This is a genomic window from Fictibacillus fluitans (assembly GCF_030418125.1).
Taxonomy (GTDB): Bacteria; Bacillota; Bacilli; order Bacillales; family Fictibacillaceae; genus Fictibacillus_C; species Fictibacillus_C fluitans.
The window spans coordinates 22,207-43,696 of sequence record NZ_JAUHTR010000019.1 but is presented as its reverse complement, the minus strand read 5'-3'; the positions used below and the strand labels follow the sequence as shown (position 1 = coordinate 43,696).

23 protein-coding genes and 1 other annotated feature are annotated in these 21,490 nt (G+C 44.6%); all 23 genes read left to right on the top strand.

Going from position 1 to position 21,490, the window contains the following annotated elements; all coding sequences use genetic code 11:
• Positions 1 to 51: 51 nt before the first annotated feature.
• The 23 genes from sigH (at position 52) to rplV (ending at position 21,489) form a co-directional block, all read left to right on the top strand.
• Positions 52 to 702, top strand: a complete 651-nt coding sequence (gene sigH / locus QYB97_RS22250) for an RNA polymerase sporulation sigma factor SigH (protein WP_301168209.1) — start codon at positions 52 to 54, stop codon at positions 700 to 702.
• 151 nt (positions 703 to 853) lie between these two features.
• Complete coding sequence (rpmG, locus tag QYB97_RS22245) at positions 854 to 1,003, top strand: 50S ribosomal protein L33 (RefSeq protein WP_301168208.1); 150 nt, start codon at positions 854 to 856, stop codon at positions 1,001 to 1,003.
• 56 nt (positions 1,004 to 1,059) lie between these two features.
• Positions 1,060 to 1,269: a preprotein translocase subunit SecE gene (secE, locus tag QYB97_RS22240; RefSeq protein WP_356948202.1), complete on the top strand. Its 210-nt coding sequence runs from the start codon at positions 1,060 to 1,062 to the stop codon at positions 1,267 to 1,269.
• A gap of 84 nt (positions 1,270 to 1,353) precedes the next feature.
• Complete coding sequence (gene nusG, locus QYB97_RS22235; RefSeq protein ID WP_301168207.1) at positions 1,354 to 1,887, top strand: transcription termination/antitermination protein NusG; 534 nt, start codon at positions 1,354 to 1,356, stop codon at positions 1,885 to 1,887.
• Positions 1,888 to 2,056: 169 nt separating this feature from the next.
• Positions 2,057 to 2,482 carry a 50S ribosomal protein L11 gene (rplK, locus tag QYB97_RS22230; protein ID WP_053356210.1) on the top strand — a complete coding sequence of 142 codons (426 nt, stop codon included), beginning with the start codon at positions 2,057 to 2,059 and terminating at the stop codon, positions 2,480 to 2,482.
• A 198-nt stretch (positions 2,483 to 2,680) separates the two neighbouring features.
• Entirely contained in the window at positions 2,681 to 3,382 is a 702-nt protein-coding gene (gene rplA, locus QYB97_RS22225) for a 50S ribosomal protein L1 (protein WP_301168206.1), read from the top strand.
• Positions 3,383 to 3,425: 43 nt separating this feature from the next.
• Positions 3,426 to 3,572 (top strand) — a sequence feature (ribosomal protein L10 leader region).
• Between the two features lie 40 nt (positions 3,573 to 3,612).
• The gene (rplJ, locus tag QYB97_RS22220; protein ID WP_301168205.1) at positions 3,613 to 4,113 is read left to right on the top strand and encodes a 50S ribosomal protein L10; all 501 of its coding nucleotides are present in this window, start codon (positions 3,613 to 3,615) and stop codon (positions 4,111 to 4,113) included.
• A gap of 51 nt (positions 4,114 to 4,164) precedes the next feature.
• Positions 4,165 to 4,527: a 50S ribosomal protein L7/L12 gene (gene rplL / locus QYB97_RS22215; protein WP_301168204.1), complete on the top strand. Its 363-nt coding sequence runs from the start codon at positions 4,165 to 4,167 to the stop codon at positions 4,525 to 4,527.
• A gap of 102 nt (positions 4,528 to 4,629) precedes the next feature.
• Positions 4,630 to 5,232 carry a class I SAM-dependent methyltransferase gene (locus tag QYB97_RS22210; RefSeq protein WP_301168203.1) on the top strand — a complete coding sequence of 201 codons (603 nt, stop codon included), beginning with the start codon at positions 4,630 to 4,632 and terminating at the stop codon, positions 5,230 to 5,232.
• Between the two features lie 267 nt (positions 5,233 to 5,499).
• A complete protein-coding gene (gene rpoB / locus QYB97_RS22205; RefSeq protein WP_301168202.1) occupies positions 5,500 to 9,042 on the top strand; it encodes a DNA-directed RNA polymerase subunit beta in 3,543 nt (1,180 codons plus the stop codon).
• Between the two features lie 30 nt (positions 9,043 to 9,072).
• The gene (gene rpoC, locus QYB97_RS22200) at positions 9,073 to 12,693 is read left to right on the top strand and encodes a DNA-directed RNA polymerase subunit beta' (RefSeq protein ID WP_301168201.1); all 3,621 of its coding nucleotides are present in this window, start codon (positions 9,073 to 9,075) and stop codon (positions 12,691 to 12,693) included.
• Between the two features lie 83 nt (positions 12,694 to 12,776).
• Positions 12,777 to 13,025 carry a 50S ribosomal protein L7ae-like protein gene (locus QYB97_RS22195; RefSeq protein ID WP_061975660.1) on the top strand — a complete coding sequence of 83 codons (249 nt, stop codon included), beginning with the start codon at positions 12,777 to 12,779 and terminating at the stop codon, positions 13,023 to 13,025.
• Between the two features lie 118 nt (positions 13,026 to 13,143).
• A complete protein-coding gene (gene rpsL, locus QYB97_RS22190) occupies positions 13,144 to 13,566 on the top strand; it encodes a 30S ribosomal protein S12 (RefSeq protein WP_053356202.1) in 423 nt (140 codons plus the stop codon).
• A 44-nt stretch (positions 13,567 to 13,610) separates the two neighbouring features.
• Positions 13,611 to 14,081 (top strand): 30S ribosomal protein S7, encoded by a 471-nt coding sequence (rpsG, locus tag QYB97_RS22185; RefSeq protein WP_301168200.1) that lies wholly within the window; start codon positions 13,611 to 13,613, stop codon positions 14,079 to 14,081.
• Positions 14,082 to 14,161: 80 nt separating this feature from the next.
• A complete protein-coding gene (gene fusA / locus QYB97_RS22180; protein ID WP_301168199.1) occupies positions 14,162 to 16,240 on the top strand; it encodes an elongation factor G in 2,079 nt (692 codons plus the stop codon).
• Between the two features lie 115 nt (positions 16,241 to 16,355).
• Positions 16,356 to 17,546: an elongation factor Tu gene (tuf, locus tag QYB97_RS22175; RefSeq protein WP_301168198.1), complete on the top strand. Its 1,191-nt coding sequence runs from the start codon at positions 16,356 to 16,358 to the stop codon at positions 17,544 to 17,546.
• 449 nt (positions 17,547 to 17,995) lie between these two features.
• On the top strand, positions 17,996 to 18,304 hold the full coding sequence (gene rpsJ, locus QYB97_RS22170; RefSeq protein ID WP_007203552.1) for a 30S ribosomal protein S10: 309 nt from the start codon (positions 17,996 to 17,998) through the stop codon (positions 18,302 to 18,304).
• Between the two features lie 59 nt (positions 18,305 to 18,363).
• Entirely contained in the window at positions 18,364 to 19,002 is a 639-nt protein-coding gene (gene rplC, locus QYB97_RS22165; RefSeq protein WP_301168197.1) for a 50S ribosomal protein L3, read from the top strand.
• Positions 19,003 to 19,019: 17 nt separating this feature from the next.
• On the top strand, positions 19,020 to 19,643 hold the full coding sequence (gene rplD / locus QYB97_RS22160; protein ID WP_301168196.1) for a 50S ribosomal protein L4: 624 nt from the start codon (positions 19,020 to 19,022) through the stop codon (positions 19,641 to 19,643).
• Positions 19,643 to 19,930 carry a 50S ribosomal protein L23 gene (gene rplW / locus QYB97_RS22155; protein ID WP_301168195.1) on the top strand — a complete coding sequence of 96 codons (288 nt, stop codon included), beginning with the start codon at positions 19,643 to 19,645 and terminating at the stop codon, positions 19,928 to 19,930. Before rplD ends, rplW begins: the two co-directional genes overlap by 1 nt.
• Before the next feature lie 31 nt (positions 19,931 to 19,961).
• Positions 19,962 to 20,792 carry a 50S ribosomal protein L2 gene (gene rplB, locus QYB97_RS22150; protein WP_301168194.1) on the top strand — a complete coding sequence of 277 codons (831 nt, stop codon included), beginning with the start codon at positions 19,962 to 19,964 and terminating at the stop codon, positions 20,790 to 20,792.
• Positions 20,793 to 20,849: 57 nt separating this feature from the next.
• Positions 20,850 to 21,128 (top strand): 30S ribosomal protein S19, encoded by a 279-nt coding sequence (rpsS, locus tag QYB97_RS22145; RefSeq protein ID WP_301168193.1) that lies wholly within the window; start codon positions 20,850 to 20,852, stop codon positions 21,126 to 21,128.
• A 19-nt stretch (positions 21,129 to 21,147) separates the two neighbouring features.
• On the top strand, positions 21,148 to 21,489 hold the full coding sequence (rplV, locus tag QYB97_RS22140) for a 50S ribosomal protein L22 (RefSeq protein WP_301168192.1): 342 nt from the start codon (positions 21,148 to 21,150) through the stop codon (positions 21,487 to 21,489).
• Position 21,490: the final 1 nt, after the last annotated feature.

Genomic DNA, 21,490 nt, shown 5'->3' with positions numbered 1-21,490 from the left:
TAATATTGTTATATTTTGCCTTGCATTCAGGCTCTGACCGGGGGGATTGTCGTGAGCATTTACCTCAAAGAAATGACGGTTCTGGATTATGAACAGATTGAAGACGAAAGTCTGGTAGAACATGTCCATGTAGGAGACAGTGCTGCGCTGGAATTTTTGATTAACAAATACAAGAATTTCGTGCGCGCCAAAGCAAGGTCCTATTTTTTAATTGGAGCTGACCGGGAAGATATTATCCAGGAAGGCATGATTGGCCTTTATAAAGCCATTCGAGATTATAAAGAGGACAAGCTTTCATCCTTTAAGGCTTTTGCCGAACTGTGCATCACACGGCAAATGATAACGGCCATTAAGACCGCAACAAGGCAGAAACACATACCGCTGAATTCGTATGTCTCGCTGGACAAGCCGATTTATGATGAAGAATCGGACAGGACATTGATGGATGTGATATGTGGAACAAAGGTAACCGATCCGGAGGAACTCATCATCAACCAGGAAGAGTTCGATGATATCGAGCTGAAAATGGGCGAGATATTAAGCGACCTCGAGCGGAAAGTGCTGATGCTCTATCTGGATGGAAGATCCTATCAGGAGATATCCGTTGACCTGGACAGGCACGTCAAGTCGATAGACAATGCGCTTCAGCGCGTAAAAAGAAAACTTGAACGATATCTTGAATTACGGGAAATAACATTATAAGCAGGGGGACCTCCCCTGTTTTTCTTTTTGCGTTCAAAAGGCCAGAGCGGCTTCCGACCTTTATTGACAAGCCTTTTGCCCTGTGATAATGTGGTAAAAGTAATATAGATATCGTGGATGAGTGGGTCTAAACAGCACGGAAGGTGTTTTTATGCGAAAAAAAGTTATTTTAGCCTGCGAGCAATGCAACAGCCGGAACTATACCACCATGAAAAATCAGGAAGCAAATCCTGAACGCATCGAGGTTAAGAAATTTTGCAGTCATTGCAATGCACACACTACCCACAAAGAAACGAAATAAGATGCCGGCTTGCCGGCTGTTTGCACATATATTAACTTTTAGCTAATGGGGGTAACATGATGGCTGACATTGCAGAAAAAACAAGAAAGTCGCCTGCAAAGTTTTTATCCGACGTTAAAAAGGAAATGAAGAAAGTTAGCTGGCCAAAGCGCGAGGAACTGATTCGCTATACAACGGTTACACTTGCGACTGTTATTTTGATGGCGATCTTCTTCTGGGTAATTGACCTTGGCATTTCAAAGCTTGTTGAACTCATTGTAGACTAATTTGTTTATATAGAAAGATAACTGGATACACTGCTTAGAGTATATCCGCTTAGGAGGGAAAGGACACGGGTTGTCCCGATAAATATGGAAAAAAACTGGTATGTCGTTCATACGTATTCAGGGTATGAAAACAAAGTCAAAACGAACCTGGAAAAGCGCGTGGAATCAATGGGGATGTCGGACAAGATCTTCCGTGTACTCGTTCCTGTCGAAGAAGAAACGGAAGTAAAGAACGGCAAAACAAAAACAGCCATGAAAAAGGTTTTCCCTGGTTATGTTTTGACTGAAATGGTCATGACTGACGACTCATGGTATGTGGTTCGAAATACTCCGGGTGTCACAGGATTCGTCGGATCTGCAGGAGCAGGTTCCAAGCCGACCCCGCTTTTGCCTGAAGAGGTTGAGCACATTCTTAAAGGCATGGGCATGGAAGAGCCTCGCATCGAAGTGGACTATGAGCTTAAGGAATCCGTGAAAGTGAAAGAAGGTCCGTTCGCTGACTTTGTCGGTACCATCGAAGAGATCGATCCGACCAAGCGGAAGCTTAAGGTTCATGTCAACATGTTTGGCCGTGAAACGCCGGTAGAACTGGATTTCACCCAGGTTGTTAAGCTCTAGTTTCAAAGTAATTTCAAAAACGCTTGTAATCGAGCTTGAAAAGTGATAGACTTTTTAATGTTTGATATTTCTAAACAACTGCTTTCTCCTAAGCATGGAGGAAGCGTATTTTTGAGTGGGAGGGTATTGCACCCATATACCACATCACGGACTTAAGGAGGTGTGTCGCGTGGCTAAAAAGGTTATTAAAATGGTAAAGCTTCAGATCCCTGCTGGTAAAGCAAATCCGGCACCACCGGTTGGACCTGCACTAGGACAAGCTGGTGTTAACATCATGGGATTCTGTAAAGAGTTTAACGCTCGTACTGCTGATCAAGCTGGTTTAATCATTCCGGTTGAAATCACGGTTTTCGAAGACCGTTCATTTACATTCATTACTAAAACCCCTCCAGCTGCTGTATTACTTAAAGTAGCTGCTGGTATCGAGTCTGGTTCTGGTGAGCCAAACAAGAAAAAGGTTGCAACTGTAAAACGTGATAAAGTTCGCGAAATTGCAGAATCAAAAATGCCTGACCTAAACGCTGCAAACGTTGAGTCTGCAATGCGTATGGTTGAAGGTACAGCACGCAGCATGGGAATTGTTATCGAAGACTAATCCTGATGCGTCAAACGGGTTGCGAGTAAAGGAGACATCCTACCGGTAACGGTTCGCAACCTTTATTAATGAAACAAAGCCTGGAAGCCCCGGCATTTATTCCCGCGGCAAAAAAGGCGCAGCGGCCCTTCAAAATCTCGGAGGCCGTTTAAGTGGGAGGTATATCCGCTAAACCACAAAAGGGAGGAAATTTTTACAATGGCTAAAAAAGGTAAGAAATACCAAGAGGCGTCTAAATTAGTAGACCGCCAAAAAGCTTATGAAGCTGCACAAGCGATTGAGCTTGTTAAAAAGACTGCAACAGCTAAGTTTGACGAGTCTGTTGAAGTAGCAGTACGTCTTGGGGTAGACCCTAAGAAAGCGGACCAACAAATCCGTGGTGCTGTCGTGCTTCCACACGGTACTGGTAAAACTCAACGTGTATTGGTATTCGCTAAAGGCGAAAAAGCAAAAGAAGCAGAAGCTGCTGGAGCTGATTTCGTAGGCGATACTGACTACATCAACAAAATCCAACAAGGATGGTTCGACTTTGATGTGATCGTGGCAACACCTGACATGATGGCTGAAGTTGGTCGCCTTGGACGTGTTTTAGGACCTAAAGGCTTAATGCCAAACCCTAAAACAGGTACAGTAACATTTGAAGTTGAAAAAGCAGTTAACGATATTAAAGCTGGTAAAGTGGAATACCGTGTTGACAAAGCCGGTAACATTCACGTGCCGATCGGAAAAGTTTCTTTCGAAGACAGCAAGTTGTCCGAGAACCTTGGAACTATTGTCGATACGCTTATTAAAGTTAAGCCTGCTGCTGCAAAGGGGACTTATATCCGCAACGTAGCAATCTCTTCTACAATGGGACCTGGGATTAAAGTTAACCCGTCTAACTTTTCTCTTAAAAAATAGTTGACAAACATTTTATAAGCTGATATAGTTTGGAATGTTGAAAATAAATATCTATGTCATGCCGTAGACAGCGGGGGCTTTATGCTTAATTATCCTGCCGAGGTGTGTAGCACAGAATAAATCAATTTTTAATTGCTGATTTCTGAATCTACGCCTTCATGTCTTACATGAAGGCTTTTCTTATGGCTACGGTGTGAAGATGACTAGACTATTCTACAGGAGGTGTAAAGATGAGCAGTATTCTTGATACTAAGAAGCAACTGGTTTCTGATATCGCTGGACAATTGCGCGAAAGCAAATCAACAATTCTTGTTGACTATCGCGGTTTGACAGTAGCGGCAGTAACTGAGCTTCGTAAACAACTTCGTGAAGCTGGAATCGAGTTTAAAGTTTACAAAAACTCAATGACTCGACGTGCAGCTGACGAAACTGGCTTATCTGAGCTTAACGAGCATTTGGTTGGTCCTACAGCGATTGCATTCAGCAATGACGACGTAGTGGCTCCGGCTAAAATCCTTAACGACTTTGCTAAGGATCATGAAGCTCTTGAGATCAAAGCTGGTGTAATTGAAGGCCGTATCGCAACACTTGAGGAAGTTAAAGCTCTTGCAGTACTTCCATCACGCGAAGGACTTCTTTCTATGGTACTCAGCGTGCTTCAAGCGCCAATCCGCAACTTTGCGTTGGTTACTAAAGCCGTTGCTGAACAAAAAGAAGAACAAGGCGCATAAGCCTTTCGTTTTAAATCAAATCAGATTTAACTAACTAAGGAGGAAATTATAATGTCTAAAGAAATCATTGAAAGCCTAAAAAGCATGACAGTTTTAGAACTTAACGACCTAGTTAAGGCAATTGAAGAAGAGTTTGGTGTAACTGCAGCTGCTCCTGTAGCTGTTGGTGGCGGAGCTGCTGGTGCAGACGCTGCTGCTGAGCAAACTGAATTTGATGTAGTTCTTACAAGCGCTGGCGCTTCTAAGATCAAAGTTATCAAAGTAGTTCGTGAGCTTACTGGACTTGGTCTTAAAGAAGCTAAAGAACTAGTTGACGGAGCTCCAAGCAATGTTAAAGAAGGCGTTGCTAAAGAAGAAGCTGAAGAAGTTAAAGCTAAACTTGAAGAAGCTGGTGCTTCTGTAGAAGTTAAGTAATTTTAAATCTAAAAAGGGTTCGCCAACAGGCGGACCTTTTTATTTGAAATCATTTGGGTAATACTGTTACCAGGAATTCCTTTGGATGAAAGGGAGAAAAACATGAGTGGCCATTATTATTCAGAAAATCCTGATGCAAAAAGCAATCCGAAAACCTGGACGTTTGTTCTGAGAGACCGCGAATTGAAATTCACATCGGATGCCGGTGTGTTCTCCAAAAAAGAAGTGGATTTTGGAAGCAGGCTGCTGATCGAAGAATTTGTCTTCCCGTCCATCAGTGGAGATTGTTTGGATGTGGGCTGCGGGTACGGGCCGATCGGGCTGGCGCTCGCCAAAGAAGAAGAAAGCCGTCGCTTCCTGATGGTGGATGTGAACGAACGGGCGCTCGAATTGACCCGGGAGAATGCAAAGAAAAACGGAATCACCAATGTTGAAGCACGAAAGAGCAATCTTTTTGACGGTGTTCAGGAGTCGGAATTTGCGGCTATACTCACCAATCCGCCCATACGCGCTGGGAAAAAGGTTGTCCATCAGCTTTTCGAAGATTCCTATGGGAAATTGCAAACCAATGGAGAACTGTGGATCGTGATTCAAAAGAAGCAGGGGGCTCCTTCTGCCATCGATAAACTCGAGAGTGTTTTCGATGAAGTGGAGACCGTCTCGAAAAGCAAAGGGTACTTTATCATACGCGCAAAAAAGTGTTGACTCAGCTTGGAGTCTATGCTATTATTGTAAAATGCCAATGAATTCACATTTTCTGCCTTTGTGCGCAAATGCAGAAAAAACCTCGATATAACAACCAATTTAGGTATATCAAGAGAAGAATTTGGACAAAATTATATAATCTGTTGCTCGATAGAAATTGTGGTTTTGTAAGAAAACCCTTTTTCTTTTTGTCTTTCTGACATTCGATAGTAGAATGTTAGAGTATATAGGAACAAGAAAAAACGCTGGATTTGAGGGGTGAATCAGTTGACAGGTCAACTAGTTCAGTTTGGACGCCACCGCCAACGAAGAAGTTACGCAAGAATTAGCGAAGTGCTTGAATTACCGAACTTAATCGAAATTCAAACAGCTTCGTATCAGTGGTTTCTTGATGAGGGACTGCGTGAAATGTTCCAGGACATTTCGCCGATTGAAGATTTTACAGGAAATCTAGTGCTAGAGTTTATTGACTATAGCCTGGGTGAACCAAAATATCCTGTAGAAGAATCAAAAGAGCGTGATGTAACTTATGCTGCGCCGCTTCGTGTAAAGGTGCGTCTCATTAATAAAGAGACTGGCGAAGTGAAAGAGCAAGAAGTATTTATGGGAGATTTCCCGTTAATGACAGATACAGGCACGTTTGTGATCAACGGTGCTGAACGTGTAATTGTTTCCCAGCTTGTTCGTTCACCAAGTGTCTACTACAGTGAAAAGATTGATAAAAACGGTAAAAAGGGTTTCACTGCCACTGTTATACCAAACCGGGGTGCCTGGCTTGAGTTCGAAACAGACGCCAAGGACATCGTGTATGTGCGCATTGACCGCACTAGGAAAATACCTATTACCGTATTGCTTCGTGCGTTAGGGTTTGGTTCTGATCAAGAAATCATCGACCTTCTTGGCGAAGACGAGTATTTAAGAAACACTCTTGACAAAGACAATACAGAAGGTACGGAAAAAGCACTCCTTGAAATCTATGAGCGCCTTCGCCCCGGTGAACCGCCTACTGTTGATAATGCCAAGAGTTTGTTAGACTCACGCTTCTTTGATCCAAAGCGTTATGACCTAGCAAGTGTGGGCCGTTATAAAATCAACAAAAAGCTTCATATCAAAAACCGCTTATTCAACCAAAAGCTGGCTGAAACCCTGGCAGATCCGGAAACAGGAGAAGTGCTTGCAGAAGCAGGTACTCTGCTCGACCGACGTACGCTGGACAAGGTGCTTCCGTACCTTGAAAACGGCATTGGGTTCCGTCATGTGACTCCGGCAGGCGGGGTAGCTGAAGACCAGGATATTCCGCTTCAGTCTATTAACATTTATGCGCCGGACGATCCAGACGGTGAGCGCGTCATCAAAGTAATTGGTAATGCGTACGTGGAGAAAACTGTAAAGAACATTACAGTCTCTGACATTATCGCTTCTATTAATTACTTCTTCAACCTGCTTCACAGTGTGGGTAACACCGACGATATTGACCACCTTGGAAACCGCCGCTTGCGTTCTGTAGGCGAACTTCTCCAAAACCAGTTCCGTATTGGTCTTTCACGTATGGAGCGTGTGGTTCGTGAGCGTATGTCCATTCAGGATACCAACGCCATTACACCACAGGCATTAATCAATATCCGTCCTGTGATCGCAGCTATCAAAGAGTTCTTCGGAAGCTCTCAGCTATCTCAATTTATGGACCAAACCAACCCGCTGGCAGAACTTACACATAAGCGCCGTCTATCCGCATTAGGACCCGGCGGACTTACGCGTGAGCGTGCAGGATTTGAGGTTCGTGACGTTCACTATTCCCACTATGGGCGTATGTGTCCGATTGAAACACCTGAGGGACCGAACATTGGTTTGATCAACTCCCTTTCCAGCTATGCGAAGGTAAACGAGTATGGATTCATTGAAACACCATACCGCCGAGTCGACCCTGAAACTGGTAAAGTAACAGGCCGAATCGACTACCTTACTGCGGATGAGGAAGATAACTATGTGGTTGCACAGGCGAATTCACTTCTTGGTGATGACGGTTCGTTCCTGAACGAAGATGTTATTGCCCGTTTCCGCGGTGAAAACACGATTGTCCGCCGTGATCGAATTGATTACATGGACGTTTCTCCGAAGCAGGTTGTATCCGCTGCTACAGCGTGTATCCCGTTCCTTGAAAACGATGACTCCAACCGTGCCCTCATGGGTGCGAACATGCAGCGTCAAGCGGTTCCTTTGATGGTTCCGGAAGCGCCGGTCGTCGGAACAGGAATGGAGCACGTGTCTGCAAAAGACTCTGGTGCAGCTGTTATCTGCAAGTACGAGGGAATCGTTGAAAAAGTAACTGCGAAACAAGTCCAGGTGCGACGAATTGAAGTCGTGGATGGAAAAGAAGTAGAAGGTCAGCTTGACCGCTACAACTGTCTTAAATTTATCCGTTCCAACCAGGGAACGTGCTATAACCAGCGCCCGATCGTCTCTAAAGGCGACCGCGTAGTAAAAGGAGAAATCCTTGCAGACGGACCATCCATGGAAAAAGGAGAGCTTGCGCTTGGCCGTAACGTTCTTGTCGGATTCATGACATGGGAAGGCTACAACTACGAGGATGCCGTTATCATGAGCGAGCGTCTGGTAAAAGATGATGTATATACATCCATTCACATCGAGGAATACGAGTCTGAAGCACGTGATACAAAACTCGGGCCTGAAGAGATTACAAGAGACATTCCGAACGTTGGGGAAGAAGCTCTTCGCAATCTGGATGACCGCGGTATTATCCGTGTTGGTGCCGAAGTAAAAGACGGAGATATTCTTGTAGGTAAAGTAACACCTAAAGGGGTTACAGAGCTTACAGCCGAAGAACGTCTTCTTCACGCCATCTTTGGTGAGAAGGCACGTGAAGTCCGTGATACATCCCTTCGGGTGCCTCACGGAGGCGACGGGATTATCCTCGACGTAAAAGTATTTAACCGTGAAGACGGCGATGAGCTGCCTCCTGGTGTGAATCAGCTTGTACGTGCGTATATCGTGCAAAAGCGTAAGATTCATGAAGGGGATAAAATGGCCGGCCGTCACGGTAACAAAGGTGTTATCTCCCGCATTATGCCGGAAGAAGATATGCCGTACCTTCCAGATGGAACGCCAATCGATATCATGTTGAACCCACTGGGTGTACCATCCCGTATGAACATCGGGCAAGTGCTCGAACTTCACTTGGGAATGGCTGCCAGACAGTTGGGTGTTCATATGGCAACGCCGGTATTTGACGGAGCCCGTGAGGAAGATGTTTGGGCAACCATTGAAGAAGCTGGAATGGCCCGTGATGGTAAAACCGTCCTTTATGATGGAAGAACCGGAGTTCCATTCGACAACCGTGTGTCTGTCGGTGTCATGTATATGATCAAACTGGCTCACATGGTTGATGACAAACTTCATGCCCGTTCAACCGGACCATACTCTCTTGTTACCCAGCAGCCGCTTGGTGGTAAAGCACAGTTTGGTGGACAGCGTTTTGGTGAGATGGAGGTTTGGGCCCTTGAAGCATATGGTGCCGCTTATACCCTTCAGGAAATTCTTACCGTCAAGTCCGATGACGTGGTCGGCCGTGTGAAAACATACGAAGCGATCGTCAAAGGCGAGAACGTGCCGGAACCAGGAGTTCCTGAATCATTCAAAGTATTGATCAAAGAACTCCAGTCACTCGGAATGGACGTTAAGATTATGTCCGGTGACGATAAAGAAATTGAAATGCGCGAGCTTGATGATGAAGAAGATCAAGCGAACGAAAAGCTTAATCTAAATCTTGAATCTTACACTGTGAGTGAATAAAAACAGGATATCATAAGGGAGGTTTGCTCCTTGATAGACGTAAACAATTTTGAGTATATGAAAATAGGCCTCGCTTCTCCAGACAAGATCCGTTCTTGGTCAAGAGGAGAAGTGAAAAAACCAGAAACGATCAACTATCGTACATTAAAGCCTGAAAAGGACGGTTTGTTCTGTGAGCGCATCTTTGGTCCCCAAAAGGACTGGGAATGTCATTGCGGTAAATACAAACGCGTCCGTTATAAAGGCGTTGTATGTGATCGCTGTGGCGTAGAAGTAACTCGTGCTAAAGTTCGACGTGACCGTATGGGTCACATCGAGCTTGCTGCACCTGTTTCGCACATTTGGTATTTCAAAGGAATACCAAGCCGTATGGGTCTTGTACTCGATATGTCTCCAAGAGCACTGGAAGAAGTCATTTACTTTGCATCTTACGTGGTGACAGATACGGGTGAAACGCCGCTGGAGAAAAAACAGCTGCTTTCTGAAAAAGAATACCGGTCATACCGTGAAAAATACGGTCAGGGCTTTTCTGCACAAATGGGAGCGGAAGCGATCCGCCGTCTTCTTGAAGACATCGACCTTGTAAAAGAAGTCGACCAGCTGAAAGAAGAGTTGAAAACTGCACAAGGACAACGCCGTACCCGTGCGATCAAACGTCTTGAAGTACTGGAAGCATTCCGTCACTCAGGAAACGAGCCGCATTGGATGATCCTGGATGTTCTTCCTGTTATTCCGCCTGAGCTTCGCCCGATGGTGCAGCTTGACGGAGGACGTTTTGCAACATCCGATTTGAACGACTTGTACCGCCGTGTGATTAACCGTAACAACCGTTTGAAGCGTCTTTTGGATTTGGGTGCGCCGAACATTATCGTACAAAATGAAAAACGTATGCTTCAGGAAGCGGTTGATGCACTAATCGACAACGGCCGCCGCGGCCGTCCTGTTACAGGACCGGGTAACCGTCCGTTAAAATCACTTTCTCATATGCTAAAAGGGAAACAAGGCCGTTTCCGTCAAAACCTTCTTGGTAAGCGTGTTGACTATTCTGGCCGTTCCGTTATCGTAGTAGGTCCTCACCTTAAGATGTACCAATGTGGTCTTCCTAAGGAAATGGCCCTTGAGCTTTTCAAACCGTTTGTGATGAAAGAGCTCGTGGCTAAAGGTCTTGCTCATAATATTAAGAGTGCGAAGCGCAAGGTAGAGCGCGTTCAGCCTGAAGTATGGGATGTGCTTGAAGATGTAATCAGAGAGCACCCGGTACTCTTGAACCGTGCCCCTACGCTTCACAGACTGGGTATCCAGGCATTCGAACCTACACTTGTTGAAGGCCGTGCAATTCGTCTTCACCCGCTCGTATGTACAGCATACAACGCTGACTTCGATGGTGACCAAATGGCGGTTCACGTACCTTTATCCGCTGAAGCGCAAGCTGAAGCACGCCTGCTCATGCTGGCTGCACAAAACATCCTAAATCCGAAAGACGGCAAACCGGTTGTTACACCGTCACAGGATATGGTATTGGGTAACTATTACCTTACAATGGAGCGTGCAGGTGCGATTGGTGAAGGATCTGTCTTTAAAGATGCAAACGAAGCGATCGTGGCTTATGAAAATGGCTATGTCCATCTTCATACCCGTATTGCAGTACCGGTTTCAACTTTAAACAAACCTTCATTCAAAGAACACCAGCAAAACATGATGCTGATGACAACTGTCGGAAAGCTTCTCTTCAACGAGATTCTTCCGGAGTCATTCCCATACATCAATGAGCCGACAACAGCCAACCTGCAAATTGAAACACCGGAGAAATATTTCCTTCCTCAAGCTGCGAATATTAGAGAAGAAATCGCTAAGCATGATGAAGTGGATCCGTTCAAAAAAGGTATCCTCGGGAAAATCATTGCAGAAGTATTCAAACGATTCAAGATTACCGAGACATCCAAGATGCTTGACCGCATGAAAGAGCTTGGATTCAAATATTCTACACGAGCTGGTATTACCGTTGGTGTTTCCGACATCGTCGTATTGCCGGAAAAACAGGTTATCCTTGAAAAAGCGGAAGAAAAGGTTACAACCGTAATGAAGCAGTTCCGCCGCGGTCTGATTACAGAAGACGAGCGATATGAGCGCGTCATCAACATCTGGAGCCAGGCGAAGGATGAAATCCAGCAAAAACTAATGCTTACCCTTGATAAGAGAAACCCGATCTTCATGATGAGTGACTCTGGTGCCCGTGGTAACGCATCTAACTTTACACAGCTTGCCGGTATGCGTGGTCTCATGGCCAACCCGGCTGGTAAAATCATTGAGTTGCCGATCAAGTCCAGTTTCCGTGAGGGTCTGACGGTACTCGAATACTTTATCTCTACGCATGGTGCGCGTAAAGGTCTTGCCGATACCGCACTGAAAACAGCTGACTCAGGTTACTTGACACGCCGTCTCGTTGACGTTGCACAGGACGTTATTGTCCGTGAGGATGACTGCGGAACTGACCGCGGCCTTAAAGTGGCAGCGATCAAAGAAGGCAATGAAGTGATTGAGAACCTATACGAGCGTCTGGTTGGGCGTACAGCTTTCAGAACGTTGCTCCATCCGGAAACGAACGAGGTTCTTGTCAGCAAAAACGAACAAATTACGGAAGATTCCGCTCAAGCTGTTGTTGATGCCGGAGTGGAAGAAGTAACCCTTCGTTCCGTATTCACATGTGATACCCGTCACGGTGTTTGTAAGAAATGTTACGGCCGTAACCTGGCAACAGGCTCTGACGTTGAAGTCGGCGAAGCGGTTGGTATCATTGCTGCACAATCCATCGGGGAGCCGGGAACACAGCTTACAATGCGTACATTCCATACAGGTGGTGTAGCAGGAGACGATATCACACAAGGTTTACCGCGTATCCAGGAATTGTTTGAAGCACGTAACCCGAAAGGTCAGGCATTGATTTCTGAGCTTGAAGGTACCGTGATCAACATCAACGAATCCAAAGAGAAGCGTGAGATCCTTGTTCAAGGTGAAATTGAAACCCGTTCATACACTGTTCCATACGGTGCCCGCATTAAAGTGGCAGAAGGCGATGTTGTAACTGCCGGTCAGGTACTGACTGAAGGTTCAATTGACCCGAAAGAATTAATCAAAGTTCGTGGAGCAGAAGGTGTTCAGGAATACTTGCTGCGTGAAGTTCAAAAAGTATACCGTATGCAAGGGGTAGAAATTGGTGACAAGCACGTGGAAGTAATGGTTCGCCAAATGCTTCGCAAAGTCCGTATCATCGATGCCGGCCATACAGATGTATTGCCTGGCGCATTGGTCGATATTCATACCTTTACCGATGCAAACAGAAAGATTCTTATCGAAGGCGGAATTCCGGCAACAGGACGTCCTGTATTGCTTGGTATTACCAAAGCCTCTCTTGAAACAGAATCCTTCCTGTCAGCAGCATCCTTCCAGGAAACAACTCGTGTCCTGACAGATGCGGCGATCAAAGGTAAGCGTGATGAATTGCTCGGATTGAAAGAGAATGTAATCATCGGTAAGCTGATCCCTGCAGGTACTGGTATGTCCCAATACCGCAACGTCGGAATGGATTCTCCGGTCTCCACTGACGAAGAAACTGTAGGATCGGAAGCAACTGAGCTGGTCCCACAAGATTAACAAGAGAAGTGTTGACATTGGGAGCACAAGAGTGATATTATATCTGGGTGCTCCTAAGAAATGTTACTTTGGAGGATATAACGATGTCTTATGAAAAAGTGACACAGGCTTCTGATTTTATCGTAGGAACTAAGCAAACCATTAAGGCTTTGCAAAACGGGGAAGTTAGAGAGCTCGTCGTTGCCGATGATGCTGACCCTCGTGTAACCGGTAAAGTATTGCAGATTGCACAGGAAAGACTTGTCCCGATTACGAGAGTCGATTCCATGAAAAAGCTTGGCAAAGCTTGCGGAATTGATGTTGGAGCCGCAACTGTTGCGATAAAAGGATAAATTAAATGTTTTTGCGACGCCGCCTGCGTGGCCTCTCGCAAAAACTTTCTTTTGTCCAAAGATGAACCACCTGGTTCAGTGGTCTTAGAAAAAAGGATAAGAAGGGAGGAAAAACAAAATGCCTACAATTAATCAATTAGTTCGTAAAGGCCGTGAGTCAAAAGGCAAGAAATCTGACTCTCCAGCACTAAACAAGGGTTACAACAGCTTCAAGAAAGCTCAAACCAATGTTTCATCTCCGCAAAAACGTGGGGTATGTACTCGTGTTGGTACAATGACACCGAAGAAACCGAACTCGGCTCTTCGTAAATATGCTCGTGTACGTCTAACTAACGGAATTGAAGTGACTGCTTACATCCCTGGGATCGGGCACAACCTTCAAGAACACAGTGTTGTGTTGATTCGTGGCGGACGTGTAAAAGACTTACCGGGGGTACGTTACCACATCGTTCGTGGTGCGCTTGATACTGCTGGTGTTAACAACCGTATGCAAGGACGTTCCAAATACGGAACTAAGCGTCCTAAAGCTGCTAAAAAGTAAGTTTTAAATAAATAAGAAATCAATAGGAGAAAGGAGGGGACACAATGCCTCGTAAAGGACCTGTATCTCGTCGTGATGTGTTACCTGATCCAATTTACAAGTCTAAGCTTGTAACTCGTCTAATCAACAAAATTATGATTGACGGTAAAAGAGGAGTAGCACAAACCATTCTTTATAATGCATTTGACATTATCAGAGAACGCACAAACACAGAGCCAATGGAAGTTTTCGAACAAGCTCTTAAAAACATCATGCCAGTTCTTGAAGTTCGCGCACGCCGTGTGGGTGGAGCTAACTACCAAGTACCGGTTGAAGTTCGCCCGGAGCGCCGTACGACTCTAGGACTTCGTTGGTTGACAAACTACGCTCGACTTCGTGGTGAAAAGACAATGGAAGAACGTCTTGCCAACGAAATCATGGATGCTGCCAACAATGCTGGAGCTTCCGTTAAAAAGCGTGAAGATATGCACAAAATGGCGGAAGCAAACAAAGCGTTTGCTCACTACCGCTGGTAGAAAACACAAGAGACAGTTTAACGGCTGTCTCTATCCCACTATAAAAAATAATTTCCTATGTATAGGAAGGAGAGAAATTCATGGCACGAGAATTCTCCTTAAAAAATACGCGTAACATCGGGATCATGGCTCATATCGATGCCGGTAAAACGACAACAACTGAACGTGTACTTTACTATACAGGTCGTATCCACAAAATTGGTGAAACTCACGAAGGTGCTTCACAAATGGACTGGATGGAGCAGGAACAAGAGCGCGGAATTACAATCACTTCCGCTGCAACAACTGCTCAGTGGAAAGGTCACCGTATCAACATCATTGATACTCCTGGACACGTAGACTTTACAGTAGAAGTAGAACGCTCATTGCGTGTATTAGACGGAGCTGTAGCTGTACTAGATGCACAGTCTGGGGTAGAGCCTCAAACTGAAACTGTATGGCGTCAAGCAACAACTTACGGGGTTCCCCGTGTAGTTTTCGTAAACAAAATGGACAAGATTGGTGCTGATTTCCTTTACTCTGTAAAGACACTTCATGACCGTCTTGGTGCAAATGCACATCCAATTCAGCTTCCTATCGGTGCTGAAGATCAATTCGAAGCGATCATCGACCTTATCGAGATGAAAGCTGTATTCTACGGTAACGACCTTGGAACTGATATCACAGTAGGGGAAATTCCTTCTGAATATCAAGAACAAGCAGAAGAGTACCGTGGCAAGCTTGTTGAAGCTGTTGCTGAGCTTGATGAAGAATTGATGATGAAATACTTAGAAGGCGAAGAGCTAACTAACGATGAAATCAAAGCCGCAATCCGTCAGGGTACTGTAAACGTTGAGTTCTACCCTGTAATCTGTGGATCTGCTTTCAAAAACAAAGGTGTTCAGCTTATGCTGGATGCAGTTCTTGACTACTTGCCGGCTCCAGTTGATGTAGAAGCAATCAAAGGACATCTTCCGGATTCTGAAGAAGAAGTTTCCCGCGCATCAAGCGACGAAGCTCCTTTCTCAGCATTGGCATTTAAAGTTATGACTGACCCTTACGTTGGTAAACTTACATTCTTCCGTGTGTATTCCGGTACATTGAACTCAGGTTCATACGTACAGAACTCTACAAAAGGCAAGCGTGAGCGCGTTGGACGTATCCTTCAAATGCACGCAAACCACCGTGAAGAGATCTCTACTGTATACGCTGGAGATATCGCGGCAGCTGTAGGTTTGAAAGATACTACAACTGGTGATACTCTTTGTGATGAAAAGGAACAAGTTATCCTTGAATCCATGGTATTCCCTGAGCCGGTAATCCACTTGTCCATCGAGCCTAAATCTAAGGCCGACCAAGACAAAATGGGTATGGCTCTTGCGAAACTTGCTGAAGAGGATCCAACGTTCCGAACTGAAACTGATGAAGAAACAGGACAAACGATCATCGGCGGTATGGGTGAACTTCACCTTGATATCCTTGTTGACCGTATGAAGCGTGAATTCAAAGTTGAAGCAAACGTAGGTGCTCCTCAGGTTGCTTACCGTGAAACTATCCGCCAGGCGGCTAAGGTTGAAGGTAAGTTCGTACGTCAATCCGGTGGTCGTGGTCAATATGGTCACGTTTGGATCGAGTTCGAACCAGGTGAAGAAGGATCTGGATTCGTATTTGAAAACAAAATCGTCGGTGGTGTTGTTCCTCGTGAATACATCCCAGCGGTACAAAACGGTATTGAAGAATCAATGAAAAATGGTATGCTTGCCGGATTCCCATTGCTTGATCTTAAAGCAAGAATCGTTGACGGTTCTTACCATGACGTTGACTCCAACGAAATGGCGTTTAAGATTGCCGGATCAATGGCACTTAAAAACGCTAAAGCAAAATGTGACCCTGCAATTCTTGAGCCGATCATGAAAGTTGAAGTAACGGTTCCTGAAGAGTACATGGGAGACATCATGGGTGACGTAACTTCCCGACGCGGACGCGTTGAAGGTATGGAAGCCCGCGGTAACGCTCAAATCGTTAAAGCGATGGTACCACTTGCTGAAATGTTTGGTTATGCAACATCTCTTCGTTCTCGTACACAAGGACGTGGAACTTATTCCATGCACTTTGATCACTACGAAGAGGTTCCAAAATCAATTTCAGAAGAAATCATCAAAAAATCAACTGGACAATAATGGTTGCCAGTTGTAACAAGCTTGCTTTTCATGTAAGCTAGAATAGGCAGACAATCTGTCTGTTTATATAAATAAATCAACTAACTTTCACACATAATAAGGAGGAATCTTTCTCATGGCTAAAGAGAAATTTGATCGTTCCAAAACGCATGCCAATATTGGCACAATTGGTCACGTTGACCATGGTAAAACAACTTTAACAGCTGCTATCACATCTGTACTTGCTAAAAGAAGCGGTAAAGGTGCTGCAATGGCATACGACCAAATCGACGGTGCTCCAGAAGAGCGCGAACGCGGAATCACAATCTCAACTGCACACGTTGAGTACGAAACTGACAAGCGTCACTATGCACACGTTGACTGCCCGGGACATGCTGACTATGTTAAAAACATGATCACTGGTGCTGCACAAATGGACGGAGGAATCCTAGTAGTATCTGCTGCTGACGGTCCAATGCCACAAACTCGTGAGCACATCCTTCTTTCTCGTCAAGTAGGTGTTCCTTACCTAGTTGTATTCTTGAACAAATGTGACATGGTAGATGACGAAGAACTTCTTGAACTAGTTGAAATGGAAGTTCGTGACCTTCTTTCCGAGTACGATTTCCCAGGAGATGATGTTCCTGTAATCAAAGGTTCTGCTCTTAAAGCTCTTGAAGGAGATGCTGAGTGGGAAGAAAAAATCATCGAACTTATGGACGCAGTTGACGAGTACATCCCAACTCCTCCACGTGACACTGAAAAGCCATTCATGATGCCTGTTGAGGATGTATTCTCAATCACTGGCCGTGGTACAGTTGCTACTGGACGTGTTGAGCGTGGACAAGTTAAAGTCGGTGACGTTGTTGAGATCCTTGGTCTTACTGAAGAGCCAAAATCAACTACTGTAACTGGTGTTGAAATGTTCCGTAAGCTTCTTGACTATGCTGAAGCTGGTGACAACATTGGCGCACTTCTTCGCGGTGTATCCCGTGACGATGTTGAGCGTGGACAAGTTCTTGCTAAGCCAGGAACTGTAAAAGCTCACACTAAGTTCAAATCTGAAGTTTATGTTCTTTCAAAAGAAGAGGGTGGACGTCACACTCCATTCTTCTCTAACTACCGTCCTCAGTTCTACTTCCGTACAACTGACGTAACTGGTATCATTCAGCTTCCAGAAGGAACTGAAATGGTTATGCCTGGAGACAACATCGAAATGACTGTTGAACTAATCGCTCCAATCGCGATCGAAGAAGGAACTAAGTTCTCTATTCGTGAAGGTGGACGTACAGTAGGTGCTGGAGTAGTAGCAACTATCACTGAATAGTCTTTCATATAAAAAAGCATCCCGATTGCCGGGATGCTTTTTTGTTTGTCTGAAGTCTTATTTTCGAGTAGTTCCGCACCTTGCACTACAATCAATTTTTGATAGAGACAATCATTCAGCTATATGCCGAGCCAGCCACTCTTTTTATAAGAGCACATTACTATAGAAGAAACACGTCATTGGCTTTATTCAAGTTTGTGTTTATCCTTGATTTTACGCGGGTTTCCCCCTATAATAGAAAAAGTGCGCAAGCGAGAAAAATATTTATAAGAATAGCTTGCAATGGGCGGCTGTTTTTACTATAATAAGTAATGTTGGTCATTCATTTGCGATGATCCGGAAGGTTGCTGACACACCTGGCCCCATTGCCATGGCGGATGTCTGTCAGGTTAAATTTCCGTGGGAGTAATGTCTGTTTATCAAAATGGGCGAATAAAGGAGGGAAAATAATGGCAAAGCAAAAGATTCGTATTCGATTAAAAGCATATGATCACAGAATTCTTGATCAGTCTGCTGAGAAAATTGTTGAGACAGCAAAACGTTCTGGTGCAAAAGTATCCGGACCAATTCCGCTTCCAACTGAGAAAGCTGTATACACAATCCTACGTGCGGTGCACAAATATAAGGATTCTCGTGAGCAGTTCGAAATGCGTACACATAAGCGCTTGATCGATATCATCGAACCAACGCCGCAAACTGTGGATTCATTAATGCGTTTGGATCTTCCATCTGGCGTGGACATTGAAATCAAACTTTAATTCGTGTGAATTCAATATATATAAAAACAACATTTAATATTCAATAGGAGGTGTGACTAATGACCAAAGGAATCTTAGGTAAAAAAGTTGGAATGACTCAAGTGTTTGCAGAAAACGGTGATCTTATCCCAGTTACTGTGGTAGAAGTTACTCCAAACGTTGTTCTTCAAAAGAAAACTGCTGAAAACGACGGATACGAAGCAATCCAATTAGGATTTGATGACAAGAAAGAAAGCCGTGTGAACAAGCCTGCTAAAGGGCATGCCGCTAAAGCTAACACAAACCCTAAGCGCTTCGTTAAAGAATTCCGCAATGTAGAAGGCGCGGAATATGAGGTTGGTCAGGAAGTCAAGGTAGATATTTTCGCAGAAGGTGACGTTGTAGACGTAACCGGCACATCAAAAGGTAAAGGATTCCAAGGTGTTATCAAACGCCACGGACAATCCCGCGGACCGATGAGCCATGGTTCCCGTTACCACCGTCGTCCTGGTTCCATGGGTGCAGTTGACCCTAACCGTGTATTCAAAGGTAAAAACCTACCTGGACGTACAGGCGGAGATACTATTACTGTTCAAAACTTAGAAGTAGTTAAAGTTGACGCTGAGCGTAACTTGCTTCTAATCAAAGGTAACGTACCTGGTGCGAAGAAAAGCTACGTTACAATCAATGCTGCTGTAAAAGCACAAGAAGCTAAATAAGAAGGGAGGATACATCGATGCCTAAAGTAGCTATTTACAAACAAGATGGTTCTCAAGCAGGCGACCTAGAGCTTAATGCTTCCGTTTTCGGTATTGAACCAAACCAAAATGTGTTATTTGATGCTGTTGTAATGCAGCAAGCGTCTCAACGCCAAGGTAACCATGACGTGAAAAACCGTTCTGAAGTTGCTGGTGGTGGACGCAAGCCATGGAGACAAAAAGGAACTGGACGTGCTCGTCAAGGTTCAATCCGCTCTCCACAATGGGTTGGCGGTGGAGTGGTTTTCGGACCGACACCAAGAAGCTATTCCTACAAATTACCTAAGAAAGTACGCCGTTTAGCGATTAAATCCGCACTTTCTTCAAAGGTTATCGATAATAACCTAGTTGTACTTGATGCTATTTCTTTTGACGCTCCTAAGACAAAAGACATGAAGCAAGTACTGACAAATCTATCCGCAGATCGCAAAGCACTTGTTGTGACAGGTGACTTTAACGAATTCGTTGCGTTATCTGCTCGTAACATCCCTGGTGTAACAGTCGTTACAGCAAGCGGTGTAAACGTGCTTGATGTGCTTAACCACGACAAGCTTGTTATGACAAGAGACGCTGTGGAAAAAGTAGAGGAGGTGCTTGCATAATGGATGCACGAGATATTATTAAGCGCCCCGTAATTACAGAGCGTTCTACTGAAATTATGGCTGATGGTAAATACACTTTTGAAGTTGACACTCGCGCAACAAAGACTCAAATCAAGTCTTCTCTTGAAGAAATCTTCGGAATTAAAGTTGCATCAGTTAACACTGTAAACTCCAAAGGGAAATTCAAGCGTGTTGGTCGTCATTCTGGTTACACTTCAAAGCGTAAGAAGGCGATTATTACACTAACTCCAGAAAGCAAAGAACTAGACTTCTTTGAGGGAGTATAAACCGAGAAACAAGTAAAGGAGGGAAACACTCATGGGTATCAAAAAGTTTAAACCGATCACTAACGGTCGCCGTAATATGACTCAGTTGGACTTTGCTGAGATTACAACAGACCAACCGGAAAAATCATTGCTTGCTCCACTAAGCAAAAAGGCTGGACGTAACAACCAAGGTAAACTTACTGTTCGTCACCAAGGCGGAGGACACAAGCGTAAATACAGAATCATCGACTTTAAACGTAACAAAGATGGAATACCAGGACGCGTTGCTACGATCGAATATGATCCGAACCGTACGGCTAACATCGCGCTAATCAACTATGTTGATGGTGAAAAACGTTACATTCTTGCTCCTAAAGGAATTAAAGTTGGTCAAGAAATCATGTCCGGCCCTGAGGCTGACATTAAAGTAGGGAATGCACTTCCACTTGCGAACATTCCTGTAGGTTCTACAATCCACAACATCGAGCTTAAACCTGGTAAAGGCGGTCAGTTGGTTCGTTCTGCAGGTACTGAAGCTCAGCTTCTTGGTAAAGAAGAGAAATACGCTCTTGTTCGTCTAGGTTCTGGCGAAGTTCGTATGATCCTTCTAACTTGCCGTGCAACAATCGGTCAAGTAGGAAACCTTGAACATGAACTAGTTAACGTAGGTAAAGCTGGTCGTTCTCGCTGGATGGGTATCCGTCCAACAGTTCGTGGTTCCGTAATGAACCCTAACGATCACCCACACGGTGGTGGTGAAGGACGCGCTCCAATCGGACGTAAATCACCAATGTCACCATGGGGCAAACCAACTCTTGGTTACAAAACTCGTAAGAAAAACAAAACAACTGACAAGTACATCGTACGTCGTCGTAAAAAATAACGTGTTTGTTCTACGGTTCGGTCGAACCGTAGCGCAATCGCGAAGGGAGGTTCACGTATGGGTCGCAGTTTGAAAAAAGGACCTTTTGTTGATGACCACTTAATGAAAAAAGTTGAAGGCTTGAACGAATCTAATGACAAAAAAGTTATTAAAACATGGTCTCGCCGTTCAACAATTTTCCCGGACTTCATCGGGCACACATTAGCTGTTTATGATGGTCGTAAGCATGTACCGGTTTATGTTACAGAAGACATGGTCGGACATAAGTTGGGTGAATTCGCACCAACACGTACTTACAAAGGTCATGCCGCTGATGATAAGAAAACAAGACGTTAATTGAGGGGAGGTACACAAAATGCAAGCAAAAGCTATTGCTAAACAAGTGCGTATTGCTCCTCGTAAAGCTAGAATTGTTATCGACTTGATTCGAGGTAAGCAAGTAGGCGAAGCACTTGCGATTCTGCGCCTTACACCAAAAGCTGCTTCTCCAGTGATTGAAAAGGTGTTAAAATCAGCTATCGCAAACGCGGAACACAACTATGAAATGGAACCAAACAACCTTGTGGTATCATCTGCATTCGTAGATGAAGGCATTACGTTAAAACGTTTCCGTCCTCGTGCTATGGGACGTGCAAGCCGTATTAACAAGCGTACTAGCCACATCACTATCGTTGTTTCTGAAAAGAAGGAGGGATAAG